Annotated in this window: 12 protein-coding genes and 1 pseudogene; 3 read left to right on the forward strand and 10 right to left on the reverse strand. The window is 63.6% G+C overall.

Annotation, left to right across the window (positions count from 1 at the left end; genetic code table 11):
* Nucleotides 1-150: 150 nt before the first annotated feature.
* Nucleotides 151-1,341, forward strand: a pseudogene (locus NKJ12_RS20270) (MFS transporter); the annotation flags it as partial.
* 193 nt (nt 1,342-1,534) lie between these two features.
* On the opposite strand, the gene NKJ12_RS20275 reads toward NKJ12_RS20270, so the two are convergent.
* Both NKJ12_RS20275 and NKJ12_RS20280 read right to left on the reverse strand, forming a co-directional pair.
* Nucleotides 1,535-2,557 (reverse strand): alpha/beta fold hydrolase, encoded by a 1,023-nt coding sequence (locus NKJ12_RS20275; protein ID WP_352704606.1) that lies wholly within the window; start codon nt 2,555-2,557, stop codon nt 1,535-1,537.
* Nucleotides 2,547-3,455 carry a DMT family transporter gene (locus NKJ12_RS20280; protein ID WP_352704608.1) on the reverse strand — a complete coding sequence of 303 codons (909 nt, stop codon included), beginning with the start codon at nt 3,453-3,455 and terminating at the stop codon, nt 2,547-2,549. Before NKJ12_RS20280 ends, NKJ12_RS20275 begins: the two co-directional genes overlap by 11 nt.
* 104 nt (nt 3,456-3,559) lie before the next feature.
* Between NKJ12_RS20280 and NKJ12_RS20285 the strand changes: the two genes are divergently transcribed.
* Nucleotides 3,560-4,963: an aminotransferase-like domain-containing protein gene (locus tag NKJ12_RS20285; protein WP_352704610.1), complete on the forward strand. Its 1,404-nt coding sequence runs from the start codon at nt 3,560-3,562 to the stop codon at nt 4,961-4,963.
* 38 nt (nt 4,964-5,001) lie between these two features.
* On the opposite strand, the gene NKJ12_RS20290 is transcribed toward NKJ12_RS20285, so the two are convergent.
* From NKJ12_RS20290 to NKJ12_RS20300, 3 genes are all read right to left on the reverse strand, one after another.
* Nucleotides 5,002-5,499 (reverse strand): MaoC family dehydratase, encoded by a 498-nt coding sequence (locus tag NKJ12_RS20290; RefSeq protein WP_254818237.1) that lies wholly within the window; start codon nt 5,497-5,499, stop codon nt 5,002-5,004.
* A 137-nt stretch (nt 5,500-5,636) separates the two neighbouring features.
* The gene (locus NKJ12_RS20295) at nt 5,637-6,065 is read right to left on the reverse strand and encodes a phasin family protein (RefSeq protein ID WP_352704612.1); all 429 of its coding nucleotides are present in this window, start codon (nt 6,063-6,065) and stop codon (nt 5,637-5,639) included.
* A gap of 83 nt (nt 6,066-6,148) precedes the next feature.
* Nucleotides 6,149-7,447 (reverse strand): DUF445 domain-containing protein, encoded by a 1,299-nt coding sequence (locus NKJ12_RS20300; RefSeq protein WP_352704614.1) that lies wholly within the window; start codon nt 7,445-7,447, stop codon nt 6,149-6,151.
* A 191-nt stretch (nt 7,448-7,638) separates the two neighbouring features.
* On the opposite strand from NKJ12_RS20300, the gene rirA reads away from it, so the two are divergent.
* Complete coding sequence (rirA, locus tag NKJ12_RS20305; RefSeq protein WP_352704616.1) at nt 7,639-8,100, forward strand: iron-responsive transcriptional regulator RirA; 462 nt, start codon at nt 7,639-7,641, stop codon at nt 8,098-8,100.
* A gap of 13 nt (nt 8,101-8,113) precedes the next feature.
* Here rirA and NKJ12_RS20310 read toward each other — a convergent pair whose 3' ends face one another.
* From NKJ12_RS20310 to hemP, 5 genes are all read right to left on the reverse strand, one after another.
* Nucleotides 8,114-8,902, reverse strand: a complete 789-nt coding sequence (locus tag NKJ12_RS20310) for a heme ABC transporter ATP-binding protein (RefSeq protein WP_352704618.1) — start codon at nt 8,900-8,902, stop codon at nt 8,114-8,116.
* Nucleotides 8,903-9,059: 157 nt separating this feature from the next.
* A complete protein-coding gene (locus tag NKJ12_RS20315; protein ID WP_352505795.1) occupies nt 9,060-10,157 on the reverse strand; it encodes a FecCD family ABC transporter permease in 1,098 nt (365 codons plus the stop codon).
* Between the two features lie 5 nt (nt 10,158-10,162).
* Entirely contained in the window at nt 10,163-11,071 is a 909-nt protein-coding gene (locus tag NKJ12_RS20320; protein WP_352505794.1) for a heme/hemin ABC transporter substrate-binding protein, read from the reverse strand.
* Nucleotides 11,072-11,083: 12 nt separating this feature from the next.
* Complete coding sequence (locus NKJ12_RS20325) at nt 11,084-12,142, reverse strand: hemin-degrading factor (protein ID WP_352688203.1); 1,059 nt, start codon at nt 12,140-12,142, stop codon at nt 11,084-11,086.
* Nucleotides 12,143-12,151: 9 nt separating this feature from the next.
* Entirely contained in the window at nt 12,152-12,358 is a 207-nt protein-coding gene (gene hemP, locus NKJ12_RS20330) for a hemin uptake protein HemP (RefSeq protein WP_352477658.1), read from the reverse strand.
* Nucleotides 12,359-12,462 lie beyond the last annotated feature (104 nt).

Below are 12,462 nucleotides of genomic sequence, written 5' to 3' on the forward strand. Positions count from 1 at the left end.
TGGCGTTTCATGCACGAATAAGATGCAAATACTGCGCCTTCCGCCACATCATGCGAGGGAATAGCCTCCGACAGCTCCGATTTGGGGCTGACGGCAAAGGAGTTCACCTTGGCATCGACCGCTGAAAAGACCTGGGGCGAAGTTGCCCCGGTGAGCGCACGCTCGACCCGATGGGCATTGGCAAGCCTGTCGCTTTCAACGCTGCTGTCGTCGCTCGCCACCAGCATCGCCAGCGTCGGGCTGCCATCGCTGATGCAGGCGTTCGGCGCATCGTTCCAGCTCGTGCAATGGGTCGTTCTTGCCTATCTGCTCGCCATCACCACCCTGGTCGTCAGCGCCGGACGGCTCGCCGACATATTCGGCCGCCGCCCGCTATTGCTCGGCGGCATTGCCCTGTTCACCTTCGCATCCGTGCTTTGCGGGCTTGCCCCGACGCTCTGGCTGCTGATCGCCGCACGGGCGGCACAGGGGCTCGGCGCGGCTGTCATGATGGCTCTTACGCTGGCCTTTGTCGCGGACACGGTTCCCCGGGGAAAAACCGGCAGCGCCATGGGCCTGCTCGGCGCCATGTCGGCGATCGGCACCACGCTTGGCCCGTCGCTTGGCGGATTGCTGATCGCCGGCCTCGGCTGGCGCGCGATCTTCCTCATCAATCTGCCGTTGGGGGCGCTGGCCTTCGCGCTTGCCTGGCGCGTCCTGCCGGCCGGAAAAAAGACGCCAGATCGGCGGGGTTTCGACGGGATCGGCACGGCCTTACTTGCTCTGACGCTGGCCGCCTATGCGCTCGCCATGACTCTTGGGCGCGGCAGTTTTGGTTCTCTCAATATCGGCTTGCTGATTGCCGCCGCCGTGGCTGGCCTGCTGTTCGTGATTGCGCAGACAAGGGCCGAGAACCCTTTGATTCAACCTGCGAGGCTCCGCGATCAGGCGTTGAACGCAAGCCTCGCCATGAGCCTGATCGTCGCCACCGTGATGATGGCGACGCTGGTGGTCGCGCCGTTCTATCTGTCGCGCACGCTTGGGCTAGACGCAGCCATGGTCGGGCTGGTTCTGTCGACCGGCCCTCTGGTTACCGCATTGGCGGCGCTGCCGGCCGGACGCCTGGTCGATCGTTTCGGGGCGCACCGGATCACGATCGTCGGCCTGTTCGATCTCGCTATTGGTACTTTTGCTCTGTCGCGGGCGGAATTCGGTATTGCCGGCTATATCGTGCCGATCATCATCGTCTGCACCGGCTACAGCCTGTTTCAGACCTCCAACAATTCAGCCGTGATGACCGGCGTGGCACCCGACCAGCGCGGCGTCGTCTCCGGCCTTCTCAATCTGTCGCGCAATCTCGGCCTGATCACCGGTGCGTCGGTGATGGGCGCGGTGTTTGCCTTCGCATCGGCTGGCGGAAGCGAAGGAACTGGCTTGGCCATATTAGCACCTGCGGCAGCCGCACGAGGGATGCAGGTCACTTTCCAGGTGGCGACGGCCCTGGTAGTGGCGGCGCTGATCCTTGCGACTATTTCTGGTCGCCGCGGCCAGCGCGCTAAGCTGAGCCGCCGGCGACGAACTCCAGCATCAGTCCAGCAGCCTTGGGCGCATGCGTCTCCAGAAGAAAATGGCCTGCGTCGAAGACGTGAGCTTCCATCCGGGGAAGATCCACAAGCCACGACTGAACCTCTGCAATGTCGAAGAAGGCATCGTGGCGACCCCAAAGAAGCATCGCTCGGGGCTGATGCTTCGCCAGATAATCAGCAACTTCCCCGAACCGGTCGACGTACCGGCCGTAGTCGGCAATCAGCGCCTTCTGCAGATCAAGTCGTCCCGGCAGACACATGACCCGCCAGTCTTCAATCCAATTACCTGGATCGACCCGCGCCGCGATCTCGGCTGGCAGCCCGGCGACGTACTGGTCGCGTGTTCCCTCGAGGGTCAGATGGGCGGTGGCGGCCTGCTCATTCGCCGCATTCGGCGCAGCCCAGAAATCCAATGTGTCTGCCCATTGCGGACCAAAACCGGAGCGGTGGGCATTGGCATTCTGGATAACGAGGCCTTCGACGAGTTCCGGCGCGCGCATGGCGAGATGAAGCGCTACCGGGGTTCCGAAATCATGCAGATAAAGAAACCTGCGGCCAACGTTGAGACGCGAGAGCAGCTCTTCAATCGCGCTGGCCAGCATGTCGAACGATGGCTCGGGCGGCAGATCGGACGCGCCGAAGCCCGGCAGGTCAGGCGCCACGACATAGGCGCTGCCGGAGAGCGGCGCGATCACGTCGCGAAACGTCCGCGAAGAGCTAGGAAAGCCGTGCAGCAGCACGAGCGCGGGCTTGGAAGCGTCACCAGCCGTCCGGACGGCCACCTCGCCGCCGGAGGACAAGACTATCTTCTGGACCCCAGGCACCAAAATCGTCCCTTTTTCCTCCACGCCGACGTGAGGCCACCTCGCGCCTTTGTGCCACTCTGGCCGACTCGGCACCTCGAGACGTCGTTCCGCCAGGTCGGCAGCTCTTGGTATCAATTGGACGCGATTGTATCGAGTCAAGAGTGCGCTGGCGCACCTATTTCGCATATCTCTTGGCACCGACGACGCAAAGCACGACGGCGGCGGTGACGGCGATCATGGCGGGACTGACCTGCTCATGCAGCAGCGCTGCCGCCAGCCCAAGGCCGAAGAAGGGCTGCAGCAGTTGCAACTGCCCGACCGCGGCGATGCCGCCTTGCGCCAGGCCGCGATACCAGAACACGAAACCGATCAGCATGCTGAACAGCGAAACATAGGCCAGGCCTATCCATGCGCCTCTGCCTGCACTTTCGAGCGACGGCGGCATGGTGATGAACGTCAGCGCCAGCATGAGGGGCAGCGACAGCACCAGCGCCCACGAAATCACCTGCCAACCACCGAGTTTGCGCGACAGCGCCGCTCCCTCCGCATAGCCCAATCCGCACACGATGATGGCGGCCAGCATCAGGATGTCGCCGAGCGGCGAGACCGACAGGCCTTGCGTGACTGCAAAACCGGCAACAAGGGCGCTGCCGAGGCAGGAGAACAGCCAGAACGCCGGCTTCGGGCGATCGCCGCCTCGAACCACGCCGAAGATCGCGGTCGCCAACGGCAACAGGCCGACGAAAATGATGGAGTGAGCCGACGTGATGTGCTTGAGCGCCAGCGCTGTCAGCAGGGGAAAGCCGACCACGACGCCAAGCGCCACGATCGCCAGCGGGAACAGATCTCGCCGCTCCGGGCGCTTCTGGCGAAAGAGAAGCAGCAGCGCCAGGCCGAGGATGCCCGCCGAAGCCGCACGGGCGACCGTTACGAACACCGGATCGAAATCCATCACCGCCACGCGCGTCGCCGGAAGCGAACCGCTGAAGATCAGCACGCCGATGAACCCGTTGACCCAGCCACTTGCCGCCCAGCCACTCGCCGCCCAACTGCTCGCCGCCCAGCTACTCGCCGCCTTGTCCATAGATGCCCCGCTGATTTCGCCCTCTATCGGGCCGAGCGTATGGCTCCGCCAGAGACAATCAGGTACAGTTTGACAAAACTGTCATGGTGGGGCGAGCAGTACGGATGGACGAGCAGACGACAACAGATGAAGGCAGCCGGACGCTTGTCGAAAGCGTCATGGCGACGATCAGGCACAGGATCGCCTCGCGCAGCCTGACACCGGGAATGCGGCTGCCTTCGATCCGGGCTCTCGCCAAGGCCATGCAGGTTTCCAAATCCACCGTGGTCGAAGCCTATGAACGACTTGCGGCGGAAGGCATGATCCGCTCGCGGCCAGGCTCGGGCTTCTATGCCGCCGGACCGCTGGCTCCGCTGTCGCTGGCCGAGATCGGCCCCAGGCTTGACCGTGCTGTCGACCCGCTCTGGGTCTCACGCCAATCGCTGGAAGCCGGCGACGGCGTCCTGAAACCGGGTTGCGGCTGGTTGCCGGCGTCATGGATGCCCGAGACCGGATTGCGTCGCGCGCTGCGGACGATGGCCCGCGCCGACGACGCAGCGCTGACCGATTACGGCACGCCGCTCGGGTTGCGGGCGTTGCGACATCTGCTGGCGCGGCGCATGGCCGAGCACGGCATCGAAGCGTCCCCGGAACAGATCATGCTGACGGAATCGGGCACTCAGGCGATCGACCTGCTGTGCCGGTTCCTGCTCGAACCGGGTGACACGGTGTTGGTCGACGATCCGTGCTATTTCAACTTCCATGCCCTGTTGCGCGCCCATCGGGCCAAGGTGATCAGTGTCCCCTACACGCGCTCGGGGCCGGACATCGAACTGTTCGCGCAGGCGCTGAACGAGCACCGGCCGCGCCTCTACATCACCAATTCGGCGCTCCATAATCCGACCGGCGCGATATTGTCCCCGGTCGTTGCCCATCGGGTGCTGAAGCTCGCCGACCAGTCGGGGCTGACGATCATCGAGGACGATATCTTCGCCGATTTCGAACACACGCCTACGCCCAGGCTGGCGGCCTTCGACGGCCTCAGCCGGGTCATCCATATCGGAAGCTTTTCCAAGACGCTGTCGGCATCGGTGCGCTGCGGCTTCATCGCCGCTCCTCGCGACTGGATGGAAGGTTTGACCGATCTCAAGATTGCCACATCCTTTGGCAGCGGGCGACTTGCATCCGAACTGGTGCTGACGTTGCTGAAGGACGGCCTCTATCGCAAGCACGTCGATCTGCTGCGCGCGCGGCTCTCGCACGCCATGGAAGAAACCGGCACTCGGCTCAGGGCAATCGGCATCGTGCCGTGGATAGATCAGCCGGCCGGCATGTTTTTATGGTGCAGGCTGCCGGAGGGAATAGATGCCGCGGACGTCGCTCGTCACGCTTTGTCGGCCAACGTCGTGCTTGCGCCCGGCAATGCGTTCAGCCTGTCCCGTTCGGCCAGCCGTTACATGCGCTTCAACGTCGCCCAATCGGGAGACGACCGGATTTTCAGGGCGCTTGAAGAGGCGATGTCGCGTTGATTGCGCTGCCGGAAGCCTGCTGGCCTGAGGCTGTGCCCTCAGGCCCCTGCCCGCTTGCGGCGTGCATAAAGCATGACGAGCGTCTCGGCGGTCAGCGCCGGCTTTTGCTCGCCTTCGATCTCGACTGTATTGGCAGCCTTCATCAAATACTGCCCCGGACCTTTGTCTTCCATCGACAACAGCGTGGTGCGCAGCCTGATTCGCGAGCCGACCCTGACCGGCGCCACGAAACGCACTTTGTCGAAACCGTAGTTGAACGCGGCCTGCGTGTTTTCGGGCACGATCCCCATCTCGAGCGCCAGCGCGCCGATGATCGACAGGGTCAGATAGCCATGCGCGATCGTGGTGCGGAACGGGCTTTGCCGCTTCGCCCGCTCGGGATCGACATGGATCCATTGATGATCGCCAGTGCATTCGGCAAACTGGTCGATGCGGTGCTGATCGACCAACGTCCAGTCCGAAACGCCCAACTCCTGCCCGGCCATCGCCCTGAGTTGCTCGAAGGTCGGCGGCGTCCTCGGCCGTATCTGCGTCATTCCTGCTTTCCCGATCGCTTGCCTGTTCCGGACCACGACCGGCCGCCCCTGTCAATTCGCCAGTGCGATTCCAGCCCATAATCTTCGGCCGCGAATCGCCGGTCTTCGCTGCGGGCAAGCGTGCTGCCGGGAACAGCTTACCTCTTGTGGTGGCCGGCGCGGATCTCCTCCATCGCCTCCTTGATGCGGCTGCGCAGGATTTCGATCGATTCGCTACCGGACGCCCTCGCCAGTTCGGCCATCTCGCCGGCATTCTTCAGCGCGGTCTCGAAGGATTTCCTGGCGAACGCCGCCTGCTTCTGCATCATTTCCTGCGGATTGCCGGGCGCCCTGTAGTTTTGTGCCATGTCGGTGATTTCGCGCAGCGTGTCCTGCAGCATCTCGCGTTGCCTTGACAACAGCGCCGAGGCTCCGGCGGCGCTCGCCCGGGCCGACTTCTCCAGCGCTTCCAAGTTTTTGCGGTTGTGAGCGAGGATCGCCTCGACGTCGACATTCGGCAGCTTCAGGTCGCGGCCGAACTTGCCGAACATGTCGATGAAGGACTCAGACTCCGGTCGTTTCGCCATGCTGGTTCTCCCCCCCTGTTGCCGTGAACGCCGCCACTGCACCGAAGATAGTGCAGCGAAGCTCAGCGGTCCATTCGGACGAGTCAGCCGACGAGAAACAGCCGTTCGGCGATGTAGAGCACGAGCCCGGCAAGGCCACCGATGATCATGCCGTTGAAGCGGATATATTGCAGGTCCTTGCCGATGTTCATTTCTATAAGCCTTGTCAGTTGCGCGAGGTCCCAGCGCTTGACCTGGTCGGCGATGAACTTCGACACGCCGCTTTTCTGGCTTTCAACGAAGGAGGCCAGCGCCACGATGAAGCCCTGGTTCATGTCGGCCCTGATCTGCGCGTCGTCGGCAAGATGGCGGCCGACATCGACGAACATGGTGGCGAGATGGTCGCGGATCATCGAATTCGGCGCCTTGGCGTCCTGTTCGATGAACAGCCGCAAGCTGTCCCACATATCGCCGGCCAGCGCGCTGAGCTCTGGCCGGGCAAGGAAATCGCGCTTCAGCTTTTCGGCGCGCCTGGCATATTGTTTGGATGTCCTCAACCGCTCGACGAAGGTTTCGACGAAAAGGTCGAATTCGGCTCGCATCGGGTGGTGCGGATCGGCCCGCACCTCATCGAGCAGCGAGCCGGCCGACGCAACGATCTTCTTCAACAGATAGGCGTCGGCGCGAAACAGGTTGAACAGCGACGGCAGTTCCTCGCGGATCTTCTCGCGCATCGTCGCCAGCGCCTGCTCGTCGCTCAGAAAGCGGCCGACCACCTTGGTGAACTCGTCGAACAGTTTCTGGTGGCGGCGATCGTCGGTCAGCGCCGACAGCAGCTCGGCGGCGAGCGGCGCCAGCGGTACCTTCTCGATCTGCTCCAGCATGCGGCTGGTGACGAATCCGCGCAGCCCGGACTGCTCGACCGCTACCAGCGTCTGCGGCACCAGCCGGCCAACGAAACGCGACAAATCGGCGGCGCGGTTCGGGTCGGCCAGCCAGTCCGCGACCAGCGCCGAAAAGTCCACCTCGGCAAGCTTTTCGCGCACCGGTTCCGGCGCCAGGAAATTGACCTCGATGAAGCGGCCGAGATTGTCGGCGATGCGGTTCTGGTTTTCCGGGATGATGGCCGTATGCGGGATCGGCAGGCCAAGCGGCCGCCGAAACAGCGCCACCACCGCATACCAGTCGGCCAGCCCGCCGATCGTCGCCGCCTCGGCGAAAGCGGCGACGAAGCCCAGCCACGCATGCCGGCTCTCGAGCGATTTCGCCACCGCAAAGACCAGCACGCAAAACGCAAGTGCTGCGGCGGCAACGAACTTGGTGCGCCTGAGCGCCGAAAGCTTGGCATCGGCATCGAACCGGGCGGACGCGACAGATGCAAATGCCGGGGCTGGTCGAGACATGATGGGCCGCTCCTGATCGTGTATGCGAACTTATCTAGTGCCGCCTGCCCCGGAAAGCGCGCCGCTGGTTTCAGCGCGCGCAATCGTGCACGCAAACTTGACGCCGGAATTCATCTATTATGCAGCGCCAGTCTGGAATTGTTCCAAACTATAGGCCATATTGACGCCAACCACTGCTATGTGAGGACACGATGCGGCTTACCCGTCAGACAAACTACGCCATGCGCATTCTGATGTATTGCGCCGCCAACACCGAACGGTTGAGCCGCATCCCCGAGATCGCCGCCGCCTATTCGGTATCGGAACTTTTCCTGTTCAAGATCCTGCAGCCGCTGGTCCAGCACGGGCTGATCGAAACGGTGCGCGGCCGGAATGGCGGCGTCAGGCTCGGCCGTGCGGCCGAATCAATCAGCCTGTTCGATGTCGTGCGGGTGACGGAGGAAAGCTTTGCCATGGCCGAGTGCTTCGAGAACGACGCCGCCGAATGCCCGCTGGTCGACAGCTGCGCCTTGAATTCGGCATTGCGCGAAGCGCTCAACGCCTTCTTCGCCGTGCTGTCGCGCTACACGATCGCCGATCTGGTGGCGGCGCGCCCGAATGTGCGGCACCTGCTCGGCATTGACATGCTGGTGCAAAGGGCGCCGGCCGCCTGAGTTTCCTGATTGCCTAAGCCGCCGATTGCGGCAATATGAACGGCATGTTTGCGGCCGGCAACACGCCGACCTTCAGCCGGCAATCGAAGACCTTTTCGATCAGCTCGTCGCTGAGCACCTGTTGCGGCGAACCTGTAGCGGCGAGCCTGCCGCGATGCATGACGAAAATCCGGTCGGCATACATCGCCGTCAAATTGAGGTCGTGCAGGATGGCGACCACGCCGCCGCCGCGTCTGGCGAAATCGCGAGCGATGTCCATGATGATTAGCTGGTGCTTGATGTCGAGGCTGGACACCGGCTCGTCGAGGAACAGATAGCGCGGCTTGCCGTCGAGCACCGGCGCCCAGACCTGGCACAGAACGCGGGCAAGCTGCACGCGCTGCTGTTCGCCGCCGGATAGCTCCTGGTAGAAGCGGCCGGCAAAACCCTCGAGGTCGACGCGAGCCAGCGCCCGTTCGGGCAGGCGCTGGTCCTCGCCGGGCAAGGCGCCGGAGCGCCCGCCGACCAGGCCTAGCCTGACGATCTCGCGCACGGTGAACGGGAAGGACAGCGTCGTCGCCTGCGGCAGCACTGCACGGACCGTCGCCGCCTCGACCGGCTTCATCGCCGATAGATTGCGGCCGTTGACGGTGACCTCTCCCGAATAGCCAAGATCGCCGGACATTGCTCTGAGGAAGGTCGTCTTGCCCGAACCGTTGGGGCCGACAATGGCCGCGATTTCGCCCGGCCGCGCCTCGAAATCGACATTGGCGACAATGCGCTTGCCGCCGATCGCCACCGAGACATCGCGCGCTTCGATCATAAAAACCCTCTTAGAGACTGTTTCGAAATTCGCTCTGGCGAGTCATATGGTGGTGGTTTCGAGAACCGGAGCGGAGCGGACATTTGGGTCCGTGAGCACCGGAAGCGCAGAAAAACGCCATCAGATGGCCGCCAGAGTAGAGTTTCCAAACAGTCTCTCACAGGTCGATGACGCCGCGCTTACGCAGCAGTATCCACAGGAAGAACGGTGCGCCGGCGACCGCGGTGACGATGCCGATCGGCAATTCGGCCGGGGCGACGATGGTGCGGGCGACGGCGTCGGCCAAAAGCAGCAGCGCCGCACCAAGCAGTGCCGATGCAGGCAGCAGATAGCGGTTGTCCGGGCCAATCAGCAAACGCAGCAAATGCGGTACGACGATACCGACGAAGCCGATGCCGCCGCTGACCGCGACGGAGGCGCCGACCGCTGCCGAGACGCCGATGATGGCGGTGTATTTCAGCCGCTGCACCGGGATGCCGAGATGGCCGGCGGTGGCCTCGCCAAGCGCCAGCGCGTTGAGGCCGCGCGCCAGGAACGGCATTGCCGCCAGCGCCAGCACGATGACCGGCCCGACCGAGCCGATCTTCTGCCAGGTTGCGCCGCCCAGCGAACCGAGCTGCCAGAAGGTCAGGTCGCGCAATTGCCGGTCGTCGGCCATGAAGATCAGGATGCCGGTCAGCGCCATGGCAAGCGCCGCCAGCGCGATGCCGGCGAGCAGCATGGTGGCGACCGAGGTCCGGCCTTGTCGTGTCGCGACCCGATAGAGCAGCAATGTCGTCGCCAGCCCGCCGCAGAACGCAGCCAGCGGCAGAGCCAGCGTGCCGAGCGCCGAAGTTAGCGGCGCCAGCATGGTCGAACCAAGCACGATGACGGCGACCGCACCGAGGCTCGATCCAGCCGAAACGCCGATCAGGCCGGGGTCGGCCAGCGGATTGCGGAACAACCCCTGCATGACGGCACCGGAGACGGCAAGCGATGCACCGATCAGCACGCCCAGAATGATGCGCGGCAGACGGATGTCATGGATGATCAGGCGGTCGCGGGCGCTCAACGCCGCGTCGCCGGGCAACGCGCCGAACAGCCAGTTGTGCATGACACCGATGGCCGAGGCATCGGACGCGCCGGAGGTCAGCGACAACAGCACGGCGATAACCAGCCCGACGCAGAGTAGCACGATGACGAGGCAGGCACGCCGCGAACGGTCACCTGCCGTCGCCATGATGCCCGTCGCACCGGCGATCGAATGATCGGCCATCGCGCTCAATCCGCGACCTGGCTGCCATAGAGCGAGACGGCGAGATCATGGATGGCGTCGGCCGTGCGCGGGCCGAAGCCGAGCAGATAGCCGCCGTCCATGCGGATCAGCTTGCGGGCGGCACCCGCCGGCGTCGAAGCCACGGCAGGGTTCGAAAACAATTCGTCATCCGCGGTGGCCGGCCCGGCATTGTTCATCATCAGGATCACGTCGGGCCTGGCGGTGATGACTGCCTCGTCCGACAATTGCTTGTAGCCGGCAAAGCCATCGATGGCGTTGATGCCGCCCGACAGCTTGATGATGCCGTCGGCGGCGGTGTCGCTGCCGGCGGCAAGCAGCCTGCCGCCCTGGATCGACAGCACGAACAGGATGCGCTTGCGCTCCTTGATCGAGGCGGTCTGCTTTTCAGCTGCCTTCAGCTTGGCGTCTGTCTGGGCCGCCAGCGCATCGGCCTTGGCCTCGGTGCCGAGCGCCTTGCCGACGATGTGGATCTTTTCGAGAATGCCTTGATTATCATAGCGCTCGGGCACCTCGATGAACGGTATGCTTGATTTCTTCAAGACGTCGACGGCTTCCTTCGGTCCGCTGCCGTGCAGGGCCAATATGCCCGACGGATTGACCGACAGCACACCCTCCGGCGAAAGCTGGCGCATGTAGCCGACATCAGGCAGCTTGAGCGCCGCCTCGGGGTAACGGCTGGTCGAATCGCGGGCAACCAGCCGATCCTGCTCGCCGAGCGCGTAGACGATCTCGGTGATCGAGCCACCAATAGCCACGATCCTCGAGCGACCGGCGAAAGTCGCGATGCCCTCGGCGGCTTGAGCCGTCATCAGCGTGGCGAATGCCAAGAAAACGGCGGCCGCAGGACCAAGCGCCGGCCTGGAGACCGATGCCAGCCTGGAGACAAGAACCATCGTCGTTTTTCCTCAGGCTGCGGTCGGGCTTGGGATACGCGGCAGGTTTTCGGCCAGAAAGCGCCAGTCTTCGCGCTCGCTTTCGCCTTCGTGCCGCTTCCCGAAGAACTGGATGATCATCTTGCCGTCGGCGCCATAGACTTCCAGCGACGTGACATGGCCGTCCTTGGTCGGCTTGCGCACGGCCCAGACCTCATCGATGTGGTCGGTCCGCAGGTGCAGATGGAAGGTCTCGTCGAGCACGTTGAGCCATGGTCCCATCGGCTTGATCGAGGCGACGGGGCCGGAATGGATCTGGATGCAGCCGCGATTGCCGACAAAGCACATGATCGGAATGGCGCCGGCAGCGGCGTGGTTGAACATGGCGTTCACTACATCCTTGTCCACCAGCCAGGCGTAGTCCTGGCCGACCATGCGCACCGCCTGTCGGCGGTTGATCTTCAGTGTCTTCAGCATGCCGAAGAACTGGTGCACGTCGGTCAACTGGCTCCAGCGGTTGCGCAGATCGTCGACGCTCGCCGAATTGTCCGCAGTCTCGGTCTCGTCAGCCGTGCCCGCTGAAATCGCCACCGTCGGCTCCTGGTTCGGCGATTCCAGCCCGGCCACCAGTTTCTGATAGGCGTAGAGGTTGGAGGCTGGCCTGAGATGCACCTTGTGTACCGCCTCGCCTGCGGTGTCGAAGAACTGCAGGCTGCGGCGGATGTCGGCGCCATCGCGCTTTTCCACGGCAAAGCCGTGCGCCCAGACTTTCGGGAAGATGCGCAGGTCGATGTTTTCGCCGAGCACCATGGCATTGTGATTGCCGGTGACGACCTTGTCGTAGACGCCAATCTTCTCGTGCACCGCGCTTTCGTTGCGGGTCAGCGCCATCACCTCACCGACAGCTTCGAGGCCAGTCAAGAGGTCGTTGACACGCGGCTCGACGCGCACGACCCCGTCGCCGCAATGCGCGGCGACCAGTTCGGCCTCCGAAATCCTCAGCTGGGCGGCGAGCTCACGCTCGCGCATCTTCGGATTGTCTGCCCGTGCCCGCCGGATCTCGTGCGGGGCGGGTTTTACGCGCTGGTCCATTTCTACCACCTACTTGTTGAGGATGAGCTTGCCCTGCCGGGTGATCTTCAGCCGATACAGCGCACCATGATGCTCGATGCCGATCTCGTGCTCACCCTGGAACAGCGTGTTGCTGGACAGCGTTCTCACGGCCGATTGGACCCGGTCGAAACGGATGGAATTTTCGTCGGAACGGCGGACGCGATAGCGAAAGTCGCTGGGATTGTGCGTGTTCATTGGTTCGATCCCTTTCCTGTGCCGGGCATCTGGCTCGGCGCCTGCGTGAATGCCGATTCAATTCTTGACTTGAATGGTCATGTTATCTAGCAGTGCAATACCGG

This window comes from Mesorhizobium sp. M0195, assembly GCF_040322115.1.
In the GTDB taxonomy this organism is placed as follows: domain Bacteria; phylum Pseudomonadota; class Alphaproteobacteria; order Rhizobiales; family Rhizobiaceae; genus Mesorhizobium.